Origin of the sequence: Enterobacter sp. ECC-219, from assembly GCF_043966805.1 — a bacterium.
Classification (GTDB): Bacteria; Pseudomonadota; Gammaproteobacteria; order Enterobacterales; family Enterobacteriaceae; genus Enterobacter; species Enterobacter cloacae_N.
In genome coordinates, this window is the sequence record NZ_CP143680.1 from 4,477,331 (window position 1) to 4,495,747 (window position 18,417).

Below are 18,417 nucleotides of genomic sequence, written 5' to 3' on the forward strand. Positions count from 1 at the left end.
TTGAATGTGCCGGGGCAAGCCCGGCATATAAGAGGCTTAAGCCTTATTCTGACGCCACCACTCGGCCAGCAGCACGCCGGTCGCAACGGATACGTTCAGACTTTCCACATTGCCTGTTCCGTCGATAGAGACGCTCAGATCTGCACTGGAGAGCGCCGCGTCAGACAGACCATCGCGTTCCTGACCTAATACCAGCACCATTTTACGCGGCAGCGTCGCTTTAAACAGCGGCGTACCGGCATGGCTCGAAGTGGTTACGATGGAATAGCCCGCTTTACGGAACTGCTCAAGGGCATCCAGAACGCTGTCGCCAGTGATAGGCTGTACGTGCTCGGCCCCGCCTTCCGCAGTACGGATCGCGGCGCCGGATTCCAGCAGCGCGGCATCCTGCAGCAGCACGCCCTTCACGCCAAAGTGCGCGCAGCTGCGCATCATTGCGCCCAGATTATGCGGGTTGCCCACGTCTTCCAGCGCCAGCACGCAGTCATCGGCATCCGCCTGGCTGACCCACTGCTGCACGGTCGTGCCGTTACGTTTTTTGATCAGGAAGCAGACGCCGCCGTGGTGTTCAGTACCGGAGGCTTTGGTCAGCTCGGCATCATCCACAACGTGGTAGGCTTTACGGTTCGCGGCCATCCAGCGCAGCGCTTCTTTAAAGCGCGGGGTCACGCTCTGGATGAACCAGGCGCGGACGATACACTCAGGACGGCTCTGGAACAGCGCCTGGCAGGCGTTCTCGCCATATACGCGGGTCTCTTCCGCGCGCTGACGGCGCAGTACTTCCGGGTCAATAAAGCTTTTACCGCTGATACCGCCGTGATCTGGTTTTTCCGGCGTCTCATCGCCAGGGGCGCGAGAAACGGTGCGCCACGGTGAGGCGTTATCGCGTGAGAAGTCATCACGCGGACGATCGTCGCGTGGACGGTCACTGCGTGGGCGGTCGGAACGCGGACGGTCATCGCGTTTGCGATCGTCACGTTTGCGGTCATCACCGCGGGTATTTTTGTCATCGCGGGCGGGGCGACGGCCACCGTCTGCACGAGAGGACGCCGGACGCCCGCCCCCTTTTCCGGTACGCGGATTTTGGGTGCGTTTATCAGAGTCATCATCACTGCGGACATACATCACTTTGACCTTGCCGCTTTTGTTTTTCATTTCGTCGTTCATGCTTTTCTCCACCAGCGCTGCGCGAAGCGCGCAGATTACCCGATGTGCCAGCGCATAGCCATAATTTCGTACAAAAGCCTGTGACTATTATTCTCATTGAATAAAACGCATTGTTGTTTCAAACAGGCTCATTGATAATATGTAACATATTAGAAACATTATCGGCGTTCTGCCGCTGTCCCACGGCTCTATCAGAGGTTAGTTATGAATACCGTATGTGCCAACTGTCAGGCTCTTAATCGCATTCCGGACGATCGGATTGAAGATGGTGCGAAATGCGGACGTTGTGGCCATGAATTGTTTGATGGCGATGTCATTAACGCGACGGGTGCTACGCTGGACAAACTCCTCAAGGACGATCTCCCGGTGGTGGTCGATTTCTGGGCGCCCTGGTGCGGTCCGTGCCGCAGCTTTGCGCCAATCTTCGAAGATGTGGCCGAAGAGCGCAGCGGGAAAATGCGGTTCGTGAAGGTCAATACCGAAGCCGAACGCGAGCTGAGCGCACGTTTTCGTATTCGCAGTATCCCGACCATCATGATTTTCAAAAATGGTGAAGTGATCGATATGCTCAACGGTGCGGTTCCAAAAGCCCCCTTTGATAGCTGGTTAAACGAATCGCTGTAACATTCCCGGGGCACATCTTGTGCCCCGTTCCCGCCTCTGCGAAAATAGGGTTTTTCCTCCATTTCGCCCATGACTGATAACGCTGTCCTTACATTACGCGCCGAGCGCCTTGCGCGCGCTACCCGACCGTTCCTCGCCCGCGGCAACCGTATTCGCCGCTGTCAGCGCTGCCTGCTGCCGCTGAAGGTTTGTCTGTGCGAAACGCTGGCCCCGAGTTCGGCGGAGAGCCGCTTTTGTCTGGTCATGTTCGATACCGAGCCGATGAAACCCAGCAATACGGGGCGTCTTATCGCCGATATTCTGCCGGATACCGCCGCGTTTCAGTGGTCCCGTACGGCACCGCCTCAGGCTCTGCTCGACCTGGTGGCAAGCCCGAACTATCAGCCGATGGTGGTTTTCCCGGCGTCTTATGCGGGAGAACAGCGTCAGGTCCTTACCGCGCCGCCATCCGGGAAACCGCCACTGTTTATTATGCTGGACGGAACCTGGACCGAAGCGCGGAAAATGTTTCGTAAAAGCCCCTATCTTGACGCGCTGCCGGTGATTTCTGTCGATCTTTCCCGCGTCTCGGCCTACCGCCTGCGCGAAGCCCATGCTGACGGCCAATATTGCACCGCCGAAGTGGCCATTGCGCTGCTGGATTTAGCAGGAGATACCGCAGCGGCCGGCGCCCTGGGCAACCATTTCTCATGTTTCCGGGAGCGCTATCTGGCGGGAAAAACCGTTCATAAGGGCAGCATCACAGCAACGGAGACGGAAAGCGTTTAAAATCATCAGGTCGCTTGCATTTACAGGAGGCCTGCATGAGCCAGAGAGGGTTAGAAGCGCTACTCCGACCTAAATCCATTGCCGTCATCGGCGCATCAATGAAACCCGATCGTGCTGGCTATCTGATGATGCGTAACCTGCTGGCCGGGGGATTCAACGGTCCCGTTATGCCCGTCACGCCGGCTTATAAGGCCGTTCAGGGCGTGCTTGCGTGGCCGGACGTGGAGAGCCTGCCTTTCGTACCGGATCTCGCCGTTCTGTGTACAAACGCCAAACGCAATCCGGAACTGCTGGAGTCACTCGGCAAGAAAGGGTGTAAAACCTGCATTATTCTCTCGTCTCCGCCTGAACAGCAACCCGAACTGCTGGCCTGCGCCAGCCGTTATCAGATGCGCATTCTTGGGCCGAACAGCCTGGGTCTGCTCGCGCCCTGGCAGGGGCTGAACGCCAGCTTCTCCCCGGTGCCAATTCGCAAAGGCAAACTCGCCTTTATCTCGCAGTCGGCAGCCGTATCGAACACTATCCTCGACTGGGCGCAGCAGCGTGAGATGGGATTTTCCTACTTCATTGCCCTGGGCGACAGCATGGATATCGACGTTGACGAGCTGCTGGATTTCCTGGCGAGAGACAGCAAAACCAGCGCAATCCTCCTTTACCTTGAGCATCTGAGCGACGCCCGTCGTTTTGTATCGGCTTCACGAAGTGCTTCCCGCAATAAGCCGATCCTCGTTATCAAAAGCGGTCGCAGTCCTGCGGCTCAGCGTCTGCTGCAGTCCCATTCCGGCATGGATCCCGCCTGGGATGCCGCCATTCAGCGCGCGGGGTTACTGCGGGTGCAGGATACGCATGAACTTTTTTCCGCCGTTGAGACGCTAAGCCATATGCGACCGCTGCGCGGTGAGAAGTTGATGATCGTCAGTAATGGTGCCGCACCTGCCGCACTCGCGCTGGATGAGCTTTGGCTGCGTAACGGCAAACTGGCCACGTTGGGTGAAGAGACGCTGCAACGCCTCAGAGAGGCGCTTCCCGCAAGCGTGACGCCCGACAATCCGCTTGATTTGCGCGATGACGCCAGCAGCGATCGCTATATCAGGGCAATCTCCATTTTGCTGGACAGCCAGGATTTCGATGCGCTGATGATTATCCACTCCCCTAGTGCGGTCGCGCCGGGCAGTGAAAGCGCGCGGGCGATGATTGAGGCAGTACGAAACCATCCGCGCGGCAAATACGTCACCCTACTGACCAACTGGTGCGGTGAGTTTTCCTCTCAGGAGGCACGACGCCTGTTCAGTGAAGCCGGACTGCCAACCTACCGCACGCCGGAAGGCACCATCACGGCATTTATGCATATGGTGGAATATCGACGCAACCAGAAACAGCTGCGTGAGACGCCGGCTTTGCCGGGTAATCTGACGGCGAACACCGTCGACGTTCACCGGCTATTGCAGCAAGCTATCGAAGAAGGCGCGACCTCGCTTGATACGCATGAAGTGCAGCCCATTCTGGGCAGCTACGGGATGCAAACTCTGCCAACCTGGATCGCCAGCGACAGCCCTGAGGCCGTACATATAGCCGAACAAATTGGCTACCCGGTCGCCCTTAAGCTGCGTTCCCCCGATATTCCGCATAAGTCGGACGTTCAGGGGGTCATGCTGTACCTGCGTACGGCAACGGAGGTGCAGCAGGCAGCCGATGCCATTTTCGATCGCGTCAAAATGGCCTGGCCGCAGGCGCGGATCCACGGGCTGCTGGTGCAGAGCATGGCTAACCGCGCGGGCGCTCAGGAACTGCGGGTAGTGGTTGAACACGATCCCGTCTTTGGCCCGCTCATTATGTTGGGAGAAGGCGGCGTTGAGTGGCGTCCGGAAGAGCAGGCCGCGGTGGCATTACCACCGCTGAACATGAATCTGGCGCGCTATCTCATCATTCAGGCGATTAAAAGCAAAAAGATCCGAGGCCGCAGTGCCCTGCGTCCGCTCGATATTGCCGGGTTGAGTCAGTTCCTGGTGCAGGTGTCTAACCTAATCGTAGATTGTGCGGAGATCCAGAGGCTAGATATCCATCCGCTGCTCGCTTCCGGCACTGAATTTACGGCGCTGGACGTGACGCTGGATATCGCGCCATTCGAAGGGGACAGAGAGAGCCGCCTGGCGATCCGTCCGTATCCTCTGCAGCTGGAAGAGTGGGTTGAGATGAAGAATGGGGAACGCGCCTTGTTCCGCCCTATTCTGCCGGAAGATGAACCTCAGCTGCGGGCCTTTATCTCTCAGGTCACGAAAGAGGATCTTTATTACCGCTACTTTAGCGAAATCAACGAATTTACCCATGATGATTTAGCCAATATGACCCAGATCGACTACGATCGAGAAATGGCATTTGTCGCTGTTCGGCGTTCCGATCGGGGCGATGAGATCCTGGGCGTGACGCGCGCTATTTCTGACCCGGATAACGTCGACGCGGAGTTTGCCGTCCTGGTACGCTCCGATCTTAAAGGCCTGGGTCTGGGCAGACGGCTGCTGGAAAAACTCATCAGTTATACGCGAGATCACGGATTGTTACGTCTGAATGGCATTACTATGCCGAACAATCGCGGTATGGTGACCCTGGCGCGAAAACTCGGATTTGACGTTGATATTCAGCTGGACGAAGGTATTGTCGCCTTATCCCTCGGCCTGACATCAGCAGACAAACCCGAGTAAGCTACTGGAAATGTTACCCACTTTGGACGGGACTGGTGGTATCATTGTCCGCTTATGTTGTTTGCATGGTACAGACAACCCTTCAATGAACAGAGAAGAAACGCACTGTGATGTTGTCAAAATTTAAGCGTAATAAACATCAACAACACCTTGCTCAACTACCGAAGATTTCTCAGTCAGTTGATGATGTAGAGTTCTTTTACGCTCCCGCTCATTTTCGGGAGACGCTTCTGGAAAAAATTGCCAGTGCCACGCGACGCATTTGCATTGTGGCCCTGTATCTTGAACAAGATGAAGGCGGGCGCGCGATCCTGAACGCGCTCTATGAAGCCAAGCGTCAGCGTCCAGAGCTGGATGTTCGCGTACTGGTTGACTGGCATCGCGCCCAGCGTGGCCGTATTGGCGCGGCCGCTTCAAATACCAATGCAGACTGGTATTGCCGCACGGCGCAGGAAAATCCTGGCGTCGATGTGCCTGTTTATGGCGTACCGGTGAATACCCGTGAAGCGCTCGGCGTTCTCCATTTTAAAGGGTTTATCATTGATGACAGCGTCCTGTACAGCGGCGCAAGTCTGAATGACGTTTACCTTCATCAGCTCGATAAATATCGCTACGATCGTTATCATCTGATCCGTAATCCGCAGATGGCCGATATTATGTTTAACTGGGTTGATAAAAACCTGGTACATGGCCGTGGCGTTAATCGCCTTGACGATCCTGAGCGCCCTAAAAGCCCGGAGATCAAAAATGATGTTCGCGCCTTCCGCCAGGAGCTGCGCGATGCGGTCTACCATTTTCAGGGCGATGCGAATAACGAAGAGTTATCCGTTACCCCTCTGGTAGGGCTCGGCAAATCAAGCCTGCTGAATAAAACGATCTTCCATCTGATGCCGTGCGCGGAGCAGAAACTTACCATCTGCACGCCGTACTTTAACCTTCCCGCCGTACTGGTACGTAACATTATTCAGCTACTGCGCGATGGTAAAAAAGTGGAAATTATCGTCGGGGATAAAACGGCAAACGACTTCTTCATCCCTGAAGATCAGCCGTTCAAAATCATCGGCGCGCTGCCTTATCTTTATGAGATTAACCTGCGCCGTTTCCTGAGCCGTTTACAATATTACGTAAACACTGACCAGTTGGTTGTGCGTCTCTGGAAAGATGAAGACAACAGTTACCATCTGAAAGGCATATGGGTCGACGATGAGTGGATGCTGCTGACCGGTAACAATCTGAACCCGCGCGCGTGGCGGCTGGATCTGGAAAACGCGATCCTGATCCATGACCCTCAGCATGAGTTAGCCGCACAGCGTGAGCGTGAACTGGAGTTGATTCGCACGCATACCACGGTGGTTAATCATTACCGCGAGCTGCAGAGCATTGCCGATTATCCGGTGAAAGTCCGCAAGCTGATTCGCCGCTTGCGTCGTATCCGTATTGATCGACTTATCAGCCGTATTCTGTAATGTCCAGGCCCTGCCACCCGCAGGGCTTTTTTATGGAGCCCTATAATGCGCATCCTCCTGTTACTGAGCGTCCTCTTTCTGAGTGGCTGCAGTCATATGGCCAACGATAGCTGGTCCGGTCAGGATAAAGCACAGCATTTCCTCGCTTCCGCTATGCTTTCCGCAGCGGGTAATGAGTACGCGCAGCATCAGGGATACAGCCGTGACCGTAGCGCGGGGATAGGGTTGATGTTCTCTGTGGGCCTTGGGGCATCAAAAGAACTGTGGGATAGCCGCCCCTCAGGGAGCGGCTGGAGCTGGAAAGATTTCGCCTGGGATGTCGCCGGCGCAACGACCGGCTATGCCGTGTGGCAGATGGCGCATTATTAAAGACGAATGCCTTTCCCTTTGCGATGCAGCATCAGGGAGACAACAAAGGCCAGCGCCCCCATTACCGTCACGTACCAGAAGAATGTCGTTTCACTTCCCCATGATTTAAGCGACAGCGCAACGTACTCCGCCGAACCACCAAACAACGCGTTGGCTACTGCATAAGAAAGCCCAACCCCCAGCGCACGCACCTGTGCCGGGAACATTTCGGCTTTCAGTATCCCGCTGATAGAGGTATAGAAACTGACAATCACCATCGCCAGCATGACCAGCGCAAATGCGGCATATGGCGATGATACGTGCTGGAGCGCAGACAGAACAGGCACGGTACACAACGCCGACAGCCCGCCAAAGATCAGCATTGACGTACGTCGGCCAATTTTATCCGAAAGCGCTCCGATAATCGGTTGGATGAGCATAAAGACAAATAGCGCCACAGTCATAATAACGCTGGCGACATTTGCGTGCATCCCGGTGGTGTTCACCAGGTACTTCTGCATATAGGTGGTGAATGTGTAAAAGCTGAGTGAGCCGCCCGCTGTAAAGCCCAGCACCATCAGGAAAGCCTTGCGGTTACGCCATAACCCTTTAAAGGTTCCCGCCTCCTTCAGCGTTCTGACCTCTTTCTGCGAGGTTTCATCCAGCTGACGACGTAGCCAAAGTGCAACAACTGCCAGCACGGCCCCCATCGCAAAAGGAATTCGCCATCCCCAGGCGTGGAGTTGTTCATCTGTCAGGATTTGCTGCAGGATCACCACCACGAGAATCGCCAGCAGTTGTCCACCAATAAGCGTTACATACTGGAATGAGGCGTAAAAGCCTTTACGGCCTTCCAGCGCAATTTCACTCATATAGGTCGCACTGGTGCCGTATTCACCACCGACCGATAGCCCCTGAAATAAGCGGGCCAGCAAAAGTAGCGCCGGAGCCCAGGTGCCAATCGATTCATATCCCGGTAAACAGGCGATCACCAGAGAACCAAAGCACATCATACACACGGAGATCAGCATGGAGGCCTTACGCCCGCGGCGATCCGCAATGCGGCCAAACAGCCAGCCACCGATGGGGCGCATTAAGAATCCTGCGGCAAATACTCCCGCCGTTTGTAGCAGCTGCGTCGTGGTGTTGCCGGAGGGGAAGAAAATATGTGCGAAGTAGAGTGAACAGAATGAGTAGACGTAAAAGTCGAACCATTCTACCAGGTTCCCTGAAGAGGCACTGACGATTGCCCATACCCTTCTTCGGGTATCGCTGTTAGCCAGCGTCCCGTTTGATGCTATGCTTTCTGTCATTGTGATTATGCTCCTGCCATATACAGCGGCTTATTGAGCTAGCAAACTCAATTACCTCGTAAATGAAATGTTATAATTTTGTTATAAATAACATTGAGACAGGGATCACACATTTTATTAGCAGGATAAGGGATTAAGAGAAAGGCCAGAGTTTCCGGAACACAAAGCAAAAAACCCCGCACCTTACGGTACGGGGTTCTTCTTGATTGATGCCTGGCAGTTCCCTACTCTCACATGGGGAGACCCCACACTACCATCGGCGCTACGGCGTTTCACTTCTGAGTTCGGCATGGGGTCAGGTGGGACCACCGCGCTAAAGCCGCCAGGCAAATTCTGTTAATCTGTATCAGGCTGAATATTGATTGTTCTGTCTCTTCCGCCAAAACATCTTCGGCGTTGTAAGGTTAAGCCTCACGGTTCATTAGTATCGGTTAGCTCAACGCATCGCTGCGCTTACACACCCGACCTATCAACGTCGTCGTCTTCAACGTTCCTTCAGGACTCTCAAGGAGTCAGGGAGAACTCATCTCGGGGCAAGTTTCGTGCTTAGATGCTTTCAGCACTTATCTCTTCCGCATTTAGCTACCGGGCAGTGCCATTGGCATGACAACCCGAACACCAGTGATGCGTCCACTCCGGTCCTCTCGTACTAGGAGCAGCCCCCCTCAATTCTCCAGCGCCCACGGCAGATAGGGACCGAACTGTCTCACGACGTTCTAAACCCAGCTCGCGTACCACTTTAAATGGCGAACAGCCATACCCTTGGGACCTACTTCAGCCCCAGGATGTGATGAGCCGACATCGAGGTGCCAAACACCGCCGTCGATATGAACTCTTGGGCGGTATCAGCCTGTTATCCCCGGAGTACCTTTTATCCGTTGAGCGATGGCCCTTCCATTCAGAACCACCGGATCACTATGACCTGCTTTCGCACCTGCTCGAGCCGTCACTCTCGCAGTCAAGCTAGCTTATGCCATTGCACTAACCTCCTGATGTCCGACCAGGATTAGCTAACCTTCGTGCTCCTCCGTTACTCTTTGGGAGGAGACCGCCCCAGTCAAACTACCCACCAGACACTGTCCGCAACCCGGATTACGGGTCCACGTTAGAACACCAGCCATTAAAGGGTGGTATTTCAAGGACGGCTCCACGCAGACTGGCGTCCACGCTTCAAAGCCTCCCACCTATCCTACACATCAAGGACCAGTGTTCAGTGTCAAGCTATAGTAAAGGTTCACGGGGTCTTTCCGTCTTGCCGCGGGTACACTGCATCTTCACAGCGAGTTCAATTTCACTGAGTCTCGGGTGGAGACAGCCTGGCCATCATTACGCCATTCGTGCAGGTCGGAACTTACCCGACAAGGAATTTCGCTACCTTAGGACCGTTATAGTTACGGCCGCCGTTTACCGGGGCTTCGATCAAGAGCTTCGCGTTGCCGCTAACCCCATCAATTAACCTTCCGGCACCGGGCAGGCGTCACACCGTATACGTCCACTTTCGTGTTTGCACAGTGCTGTGTTTTTAATAAACAGTTGCAGCCAGCTGGTATCTTCGACTGATTTCAGCTCCGCCCGCAGGGGCTTCACCTACATATCAGCGTGCCTTCTCCCGAAGTTACGGCACCATTTTGCCTAGTTCCTTCACCCGAGTTCTCTCAAGCGCCTTGGTATTCTCTACCTGACCACCTGTGTCGGTTTGGGGTACGATTTCGTGTTACCTGATGCTTAGAGGCTTTTCCTGGAAGCAGGGCATTTATCACTTCAGCACCGTAGTGCCTCGTCATCACGCCTCAGTGTTAAAGTGAACCGGATTTGCCTGGAACACACACCTACACGCTTAAACCGGGACAACCGTCGCCCGGCTGACATAGCCTTCTCCGTCCCCCCTTCGCAGTAACACCAAGTACAGGAATATTAACCTGTTTCCCATCGACTACGCCTTTCGGCCTCGCCTTAGGGGTCGACTCACCCTGCCCCGATTAACGTTGGACAGGAACCCTTGGTCTTCCGGCGAGCGGGCTTTTCACCCGCTTTATCGTTACTTATGTCAGCATTCGCACTTCTGATACCTCCAGCAGCCCTCACAGGCCACCTTCAACGGCTTACAGAACGCTCCCCTACCCAACAACGCATAAGCGTCGCTGCCGCAGCTTCGGTGCATGGTTTAGCCCCGTTACATCTTCCGCGCAGGCCGACTCGACCAGTGAGCTATTACGCTTTCTTTAAATGATGGCTGCTTCTAAGCCAACATCCTGGCTGTCTGTGCCTTCCCACATCGTTTCCCACTTAACCATGACTTTGGGACCTTAGCTGGCGGTCTGGGTTGTTTCCCTCTTCACGACGGACGTTAGCACCCGCCGTGTGTCTCCCGTGATAACATTCTTCGGTATTCGTAGTTTGCATCGGGTTGGTAAGCCGGGATGGCCCCCTAGCCGAAACAGTGCTCTACCCCCGAAGATGAGTTCACGAGGCGCTACCTAAATAGCTTTCGGGGAGAACCAGCTATCTCCCGGTTTGATTGGCCTTTCACCCCCAGCCACAGGTCATCCGCTAATTTTTCAACATTAGTCGGTTCGGTCCTCCAGTTAGTGTTACCCAACCTTCAACCTGCCCATGGCTAGATCACCGGGTTTCGGGTCTATACCCTGCAACTTAACGCCCAGTTAAGACTCGGTTTCCCTTCGGCTCCCCTATACGGTTAACCTTGCTACAGAATATAAGTCGCTGACCCATTATACAAAAGGTACGCAGTCACACCACGAAGGTGCTCCCACTGCTTGTACGTACACGGTTTCAGGTTCTTTTTCACTCCCCTCGCCGGGGTTCTTTTCGCCTTTCCCTCACGGTACTGGTTCACTATCGGTCAGTCAGGAGTATTTAGCCTTGGAGGATGGTCCCCCCATATTCAGACAGGATACCACGTGTCCCGCCCTACTCTTCGAGTTCACAGCCTGTGCATTTTCGTGTACGGGACTGTCACCCTGTACCGTGCGACTTTCCAGACGCTTCCACTAACACACAAGCTGATTCAGACTCCGGGCTGCTCCCCGTTCGCTCGCCGCTACTGGGGGAATCTCGGTTGATTTCTTTTCCTCGGGGTACTTAGATGTTTCAGTTCCCCCGGTTCGCCTCGTTAACCTATGTATTCAGTTAACGATAGTGCAACGAATTGCACTGGGTTTCCCCATTCGGACATCGCCGGGTCAAAGGTTCATATCACCTCGCCGGCGCTTTTCGCAGATTAGCACGTCCTTCATCGCCTCTGACTGCCAGGGCATCCACCGTGTACGCTTAGTCGCTTAACCTCACAACCCGAAGATGTTTCACTTCATGATTGCGAAAATTTGAGAGACTCGAACACACATAACATGTGTGTCGTTTCAATTTTCAGCTTGATCCAGATTTTTAAAGAGCAAATATCTCAAACATGACTCGTAAGTCAGTTTTGAGATATGACGGCAGGTGACTTTCACTCACGCACCAGCAAGTGGCGTCCCCTAGGGGATTCGAACCCCTGTTACCGCCGTGAAAGGGCGGTGTCCTGGGCCTCTAGACGAAGGGGACACTGAAGTCTCAATCGCAAGACGCCTTGCTGCTTACTTTTCATCAGACAATCTGTGTGAGCACTGCAAAGGCAGGTTCTTTAAGGTAAGGAGGTGATCCAACCGCAGGTTCCCCTACGGTTACCTTGTTACGACTTCACCCCAGTCATGAATCACAAAGTGGTAAGCGCCCTCCCGAAGGTTAAGCTACCTACTTCTTTTGCAACCCACTCCCATGGTGTGACGGGCGGTGTGTACAAGGCCCGGGAACGTATTCACCGTGGCATTCTGATCCACGATTACTAGCGATTCCGACTTCATGGAGTCGAGTTGCAGACTCCAATCCGGACTACGACGCACTTTATGAGGTCCGCTTGCTCTCGCGAGGTCGCTTCTCTTTGTATGCGCCATTGTAGCACGTGTGTAGCCCTACTCGTAAGGGCCATGATGACTTGACGTCATCCCCACCTTCCTCCAGTTTATCACTGGCAGTCTCCTTTGAGTTCCCGGCCGGACCGCTGGCAACAAAGGATAAGGGTTGCGCTCGTTGCGGGACTTAACCCAACATTTCACAACACGAGCTGACGACAGCCATGCAGCACCTGTCTCAGAGTTCCCGAAGGCACCAATCCATCTCTGGAAAGTTCTCTGGATGTCAAGAGTAGGTAAGGTTCTTCGCGTTGCATCGAATTAAACCACATGCTCCACCGCTTGTGCGGGCCCCCGTCAATTCATTTGAGTTTTAACCTTGCGGCCGTACTCCCCAGGCGGTCGACTTAACGCGTTAGCTCCGGAAGCCACGCCTCAAGGGCACAACCTCCAAGTCGACATCGTTTACGGCGTGGACTACCAGGGTATCTAATCCTGTTTGCTCCCCACGCTTTCGCACCTGAGCGTCAGTCTTTGTCCAGGGGGCCGCCTTCGCCACCGGTATTCCTCCAGATCTCTACGCATTTCACCGCTACACCTGGAATTCTACCCCCCTCTACAAGACTCTAGCCTGCCAGTTTCGAATGCAGTTCCCAGGTTGAGCCCGGGGATTTCACATCCGACTTGACAGACCGCCTGCGTGCGCTTTACGCCCAGTAATTCCGATTAACGCTTGCACCCTCCGTATTACCGCGGCTGCTGGCACGGAGTTAGCCGGTGCTTCTTCTGCGGGTAACGTCAATCGACAAGGTTATTAACCTTATCGCCTTCCTCCCCGCTGAAAGTACTTTACAACCCGAAGGCCTTCTTCATACACGCGGCATGGCTGCATCAGGCTTGCGCCCATTGTGCAATATTCCCCACTGCTGCCTCCCGTAGGAGTCTGGACCGTGTCTCAGTTCCAGTGTGGCTGGTCATCCTCTCAGACCAGCTAGGGATCGTCGCCTAGGTGAGCCGTTACCCCACCTACTAGCTAATCCCATCTGGGCACATCTGATGGCAAGAGGCCCGAAGGTCCCCCTCTTTGGTCTTGCGACGTTATGCGGTATTAGCTACCGTTTCCAGTAGTTATCCCCCTCCATCAGGCAGTTTCCCAGACATTACTCACCCGTCCGCCACTCGTCACCCGAGAGCAAGCTCTCTGTGCTACCGTTCGACTTGCATGTGTTAGGCCTGCCGCCAGCGTTCAATCTGAGCCATGATCAAACTCTTCAATTTAAGTTTGATGCTCGTGAATTAAACTTCGTAATGAATTACGCATGTTCACTCAGAGACTTGGTATTCATTTATTGTCCGAAGACATTAAGAATCCATGTCACTTTGAGTGCCCACACAGATTGTCTGATAAATTGTTAAAGAGCAGTGCCGCTTCGTTTTCGCTGCGGCGCGGGGTGTGCATATTACGCTTTCCCGCTTCAGAGTCAAGCGTTTGTTTCGCTTTTCTCTGCTGACCCGGCGGCGTGTGTGCCGTTGTTCCGTGTCAGTGGAGGCGCATTATAGGGAGTAATTCCGAAGCTGCAAGGATAAAGTGAAAATTATTTACTGACTGCTCACTTTCCAGGCGAAACGCATCCCAGACCTCAATTTTCGCCTAGTTTTTAAACAAAAACGAGCCGCAAGCGGCTCGTTTTTGCGTTTTGTGACTTACTGCACTGCCACAATGCGATCGTCGTTGGCTTCCAGACGGATAACTTTGCCCGGAATCAGCTCTCCGGAGAGGATCTGCTGCGCCAGCGGGTTTTCGATCTGCTGCTGGATAGCACGTTTTAATGGACGCGCACCGTACACCGGATCGTAACCATTCTCGCTCAGCAGCTTCAGCGCATCGTCGGAGATATGAATTTCATAACCACGCTCTTCCAGACGTTTGTACAGACGCTGCAGCTGGATCTGCGCAATCGACGCAATATGTTTCTCACCCAGAGGATGGAATACCACCACTTCGTCAATACGGTTAATGAACTCCGGACGGAAGTTATGGCTCACCACACCGAGCACCAGATCCTTCATATGGCTGTAGTCCAGTTCACCGAAACGTTCCTGAATCAAATCGGAACCCAGGTTCGAGGTCATGATAACTACCGTATTACGGAAATCGACCGTTCTCCCCTGCCCGTCGGTCAGACGACCATCGTCCAGCACCTGCAGCAGGATGTTGAACACATCCGGATGCGCTTTTTCCACCTCATCCAGTAGAATGACGGAATAAGGACGACGACGCACCGCTTCGGTCAGGTAACCGCCCTCTTCATAACCAACGTATCCCGGAGGCGCACCGACCAGACGCGAGACGGAGTGTTTCTCCATAAACTCGGACATATCGATACGCACCATCGCATCGTCGCTGTCGAACATAAAGTTAGCCAGCGCTTTACACAGCTCGGTTTTACCGACACCGGTTGGCCCCAGGAACAGGAATGAACCAATCGGACGATTAGGATCGGACAACCCGGCACGGCTACGACGAATGGCGTTGGAAACCGCTTCAACCGCTTCGTCCTGGCCAATCACGCGCTGATGCAGATCCTGCTCCATGCGCAGCAGCTTATCGCGTTCGCTTTCCATCATGCGTGCCACCGGAATACCGGTCCAGCGCGCCAGCACCTCAGCAATTTCCGCATCAGTCACTTTGTTACGTAACAGACGCATGGTTTTGCCTTCAGACTGCGTGGCGATTTCAAGCTGTTTTTCCAGCTCAGGGATTTTGCCGTACTGCAGCTCCGACATCCGCGCCAGGTCGCCCACGCGTCGCGCCTGCTCAATGGCAATTTTTGCCTGTTCGAGTTCTGCTTTAATAGTCTGCGTGCCTGACAGGGAGGCTTTTTCTGCCTTCCATTCTTCTTCCAGCTCAGAATACTGGCGCTCTTTATCGTCCAGTTCCTCATTGAGCATATCGAGGCGTTTTTTACTGGCCTCATCAGACTCTTTCTTCAGCGCCTGCTGTTCCAGCTTGAGCTGAATGATGCGTCGGTCAAGTCTGTCCAGCTCTTCCGGCTTCGAGTCAATCTGCATACGAATGCTTGAAGCCGCTTCATCAATCAGGTCAATGGCCTTATCGGGCAACTGACGGTCGGCGATGTAACGATGCGAAAGCGTCGCCGCCGCAACGATGGCCGGGTCAGTAATCTGCACGTGGTGGTGCAGTTCATAGCGCTCTTTCAGACCACGCAGGATCGCGATGGTATCTTCAACGCTTGGCTCAGCGACAAACACTTTCTGGAAACGACGTTCCAGCGCAGCATCTTTTTCAATGTACTGACGGTACTCATCAAGCGTAGTGGCACCAACGCAGTGAAGTTCACCGCGCGCCAGCGCAGGTTTCAACATGTTCCCGGCATCCATCGCGCCGTCCGCCTTACCGGCACCCACCATGGTGTGCAGTTCGTCGATAAACAGGATAACGTTGCCTTCCTGTTTCGCCAGGTCGTTCAGCACGCCTTTCAGACGCTCTTCGAACTCCCCGCGATATTTCGCACCGGCCACCAGCGCGCCCATATCCAGCGCCAGTACGCGGCGGCCTTTCAGCCCTTCCGGCACTTCGCCGTTCACGATACGCTGTGCCAGCCCTTCAACGATGGCGGTTTTACCGACACCCGGTTCACCAATCAGCACCGGGTTGTTCTTGGTACGACGCTGCAGTACCTGAATCGTACGGCGGATCTCTTCGTCACGGCCGATCACCGGGTCAAGTTTGCCCTGCTCAGCGCGTTCGGTCAGATCGACCGTAAATTTCTTCAAAGCCTGACGTTGGTCTTCGGCTCCCTGATCGTTCACGCTTTCACCTCCGCGCATTTTCTCAATCGCCTGAGTCACATTGGTGGTGGTTGCACCGGCAGATTTCAGCAGGTCGGTCAAGGTACCGCGTGATTCAAGCGCCGCCAGAACAAACAGCTCCGACGAAATAAAGTTGTCCCCACGTTTTTGCGCCAGCTTGTCGCAAAGGTTTAGCACACGCACCAGATCCTGAGACGGCTGCACGTCGCCGCCGGTACCTTCTACCTGCGGTAAACGGCTCAGCGCCTGATCGATAGCGGTGCGTAACTGGCCGGCATTAATGCCAGCAGACGTTAATAAAGGACGTACCGATCCCCCTTCCTGATTTAGCAAGGCGCTCATTAAATGAAGAGGTTCGATAAACTGGTTGTCGTGCCCCAGTGCAAGGGACTGGGCATCGGCGAGAGCAAGCTGGAATTTATTAGTAAGACGATCCAGACGCATAACTCCTCCCATAACAGGTCAAATTTGCTACTGGAGATTAAATGAGGTCATCCCTCAATTATTCAAGGTTAATGACCTGAATTATGTGAAAAGAAAACGGCACGTGCCGGATCGTCTTGATTCTTTAGGTTATATCAGCCAAATGAAACTTGCCATACGACCCGTCGTCTTGTCGCGGCGATAGGAGAAAAAATCACCCTTTTCGGTGAACGTACAGCGATCGCCACCGAAGATCTGCGTTACGCCAATATTATTCAGGCGCTGGCGGGCAAGCTGATAAATATCCGCCAGATATTTTTCCCCGGCAGGCAGGAAGGCCTCAATAGCTTGCGGATCTTTATCTATAAAGGCTTCGCGAACCTCTGGCCCCACTTCAAAAGCACGAGGCCCAATCGCCGGACCAAGCCACGCCATGATATTGGCGGGATCATCATTAAAGCAGGCGACAGTCTCTTCCAGAACGCCCTCGCACAGGCCACGCCAGCCCGCATGCGCGGCAGCCACTTCAGAGCCTGCGCGATTACAGAACAGAACCGGCAGACAATCGGCTGTCATGACGGCACAAACCGTGCCCGGAGTATTACTGTAAGAGGCATCGGCGCGTTTAGAAGCGTATGGTTCTCCCGTCAGCTTCAGTACCGCTTTACCGTGAACCTGCTCCAGCCAGACCGGTTTCGACGGCAGATTTCCCGCAGCAAAGAGACGCGTGCGGTTCTCTTCAACGTGCTCCAGGCTGTCGCCGCAGTGCGCGCCGAGGTTTAAAGACTCCCACGCGCCCTGGCTCACGCCGCCAATACGGGTCGAACTACAGGCGGCCACGCCTGCAGGCAGCGGCCACTCCGGGACAATCAGTTTGGTCATAGCCAGTCCACTTGATCCTTATGTTCTTCGAAATCGGCACGCATGGCGTCAATAAGTTCCACCATATCCTGCGGGATAGGCGCATGCCACTCCATCTGGATTCCTGTAATCGGATGATAAAGACGCAGCATGGTCGCGTGCAGCGCCTGACGGTCGAATTTACGCAATACGCTGATGAACTCATCCGATGCGCCTTTTGGCGGACGCGGACGCCCACCGTACACCTGATCCCCCACCAGCGGATGGGTAATGTGCGCCATGTGAACGCGGATCTGGTGAGTACGCCCGGTTTCCAGGCGCAGACGCAGGCGGGTATGAATACGGAAGTGCTCCATAATGCGATAGTGCGTCACCGCAGGTTTACCCATCGGATGCACCGACATATGGGTACGTTTCGTCGGGTGACGGCTGATCGGCTCTTCTACCGTGCCGCCAGCAGTCATGTGCCCAATCGCCACCGCTTCATATTCGCGGGTGATTTCACGCAGCTGCAGTGATTCCACCAGACGAGTTTGAGCAGGAACAGTCTTCGCCACTACCATCAGACCGGTGGTGTCTTTATCCAGACGGTGAACGATGCCTGCACGTGGAACATCCGCGATCGGCGGATAATAATGGAGAAGTGCATTAAGCACCGTACCGTCAGGATTACCCGCGCCCGGATGTACAACCAGGTCGCGCGGCTTGTTGATCACCAGAATGTCATCATCTTCATAGACGATGTCCAGCGGGATATCCTGCGGCTCGAAGCGGATTTCCTCTTCGATTTCAGCATTGATGGCAACAGCTTCCCCACCAAACACTTTCTCTTTTGGTTTGTCCCAGATCTTGCCGTTTACCAGCACACGCTGGTCAAGGATCCATTCTTTTATGCGTGAACGCGAATAATCAGGGAACAATTCGGCCAAAGCCTGATCTAAGCGTTGACCGAGCTGATTTTCGGAGACTGTTGCGGTGAGTTCTACTCGTTGTGCCATAAACT

10 protein-coding genes, 1 tRNA gene and 3 rRNA genes are annotated in these 18,417 nt (G+C 54.3%); 5 read left to right on the forward strand and 9 right to left on the reverse strand.

Annotation, left to right across the window (positions count from 1 at the left end; translation table 11 throughout):
- Positions 1–36: 36 nt before the first annotated feature.
- The gene (locus V1603_RS21285; RefSeq protein ID WP_316380677.1) at positions 37–1,167 is read right to left on the reverse strand and encodes a tRNA/rRNA methyltransferase; all 1,131 of its coding nucleotides are present in this window, start codon (positions 1,165–1,167) and stop codon (positions 37–39) included.
- 204 nt (positions 1,168–1,371) lie between these two features.
- Here V1603_RS21285 and trxC point away from each other — a divergent pair, with 204 nt between their 5' ends.
- The 5 genes from trxC to V1603_RS21310 all read left to right on the forward strand — a co-directional run bounded on the left by trxC (position 1,372) and on the right by V1603_RS21310 (position 7,093).
- Complete coding sequence (gene trxC / locus V1603_RS21290) at positions 1,372–1,791, forward strand: thioredoxin TrxC (RefSeq protein WP_061097357.1); 420 nt, start codon at positions 1,372–1,374, stop codon at positions 1,789–1,791.
- 69 nt (positions 1,792–1,860) lie between these two features.
- Positions 1,861–2,559: a tRNA-uridine aminocarboxypropyltransferase gene (tapT, locus tag V1603_RS21295; protein WP_116343330.1), complete on the forward strand. Its 699-nt coding sequence runs from the start codon at positions 1,861–1,863 to the stop codon at positions 2,557–2,559.
- A 35-nt stretch (positions 2,560–2,594) separates the two neighbouring features.
- On the forward strand, positions 2,595–5,258 hold the full coding sequence (gene pat / locus V1603_RS21300) for a protein lysine acetyltransferase (RefSeq protein ID WP_395313235.1): 2,664 nt from the start codon (positions 2,595–2,597) through the stop codon (positions 5,256–5,258).
- A 110-nt stretch (positions 5,259–5,368) separates the two neighbouring features.
- Positions 5,369–6,724 carry a CDP-diacylglycerol--serine O-phosphatidyltransferase gene (gene pssA / locus V1603_RS21305; protein ID WP_116343332.1) on the forward strand — a complete coding sequence of 452 codons (1,356 nt, stop codon included), beginning with the start codon at positions 5,369–5,371 and terminating at the stop codon, positions 6,722–6,724.
- 45 nt (positions 6,725–6,769) lie between these two features.
- Positions 6,770–7,093: a YfiM family lipoprotein gene (locus tag V1603_RS21310; protein WP_116343333.1), complete on the forward strand. Its 324-nt coding sequence runs from the start codon at positions 6,770–6,772 to the stop codon at positions 7,091–7,093.
- Here the strand turns inward: V1603_RS21310 and V1603_RS21315 are convergent.
- The 8 genes from V1603_RS21315 to rluD all read right to left on the reverse strand — a co-directional run bounded on the left by V1603_RS21315 (position 7,090) and on the right by rluD (position 18,412).
- Positions 7,090–8,385 carry an MFS transporter gene (locus V1603_RS21315; RefSeq protein WP_163330604.1) on the reverse strand — a complete coding sequence of 432 codons (1,296 nt, stop codon included), beginning with the start codon at positions 8,383–8,385 and terminating at the stop codon, positions 7,090–7,092. The genes V1603_RS21310 and V1603_RS21315 overlap by 4 nt on opposite strands.
- Positions 8,386–8,596: 211 nt before the next feature.
- Positions 8,597–8,712 (reverse strand): 5S ribosomal RNA (rrf, locus tag V1603_RS21320).
- Positions 8,713–8,785: 73 nt separating this feature from the next.
- Positions 8,786–11,690 (reverse strand): 23S ribosomal RNA (locus V1603_RS21325).
- Positions 11,691–11,873: 183 nt separating this feature from the next.
- Positions 11,874–11,949 (reverse strand) — tRNA-Glu (locus V1603_RS21330).
- 85 nt (positions 11,950–12,034) lie between these two features.
- Positions 12,035–13,574: ribosomal RNA gene (locus V1603_RS21335) — 16S ribosomal RNA — on the reverse strand.
- The 16S, 23S and 5S rRNA genes sit together here with 1 tRNA gene alongside, the layout of an rRNA operon.
- A gap of 426 nt (positions 13,575–14,000) precedes the next feature.
- Entirely contained in the window at positions 14,001–16,574 is a 2,574-nt protein-coding gene (gene clpB, locus V1603_RS21340) for an ATP-dependent chaperone ClpB (RefSeq protein ID WP_116343782.1), read from the reverse strand.
- 129 nt (positions 16,575–16,703) lie between these two features.
- Positions 16,704–17,435, reverse strand: coding sequence for a purine nucleoside phosphorylase YfiH (gene yfiH / locus V1603_RS21345; protein ID WP_233003687.1), 732 nt, complete (start codon positions 17,433–17,435; stop codon positions 16,704–16,706).
- The gene (rluD, locus tag V1603_RS21350; RefSeq protein WP_080330260.1) at positions 17,432–18,412 is read right to left on the reverse strand and encodes a 23S rRNA pseudouridine(1911/1915/1917) synthase RluD; all 981 of its coding nucleotides are present in this window, start codon (positions 18,410–18,412) and stop codon (positions 17,432–17,434) included. Before rluD ends, yfiH begins: the two co-directional genes overlap by 4 nt.
- Positions 18,413–18,417: the final 5 nt, after the last annotated feature.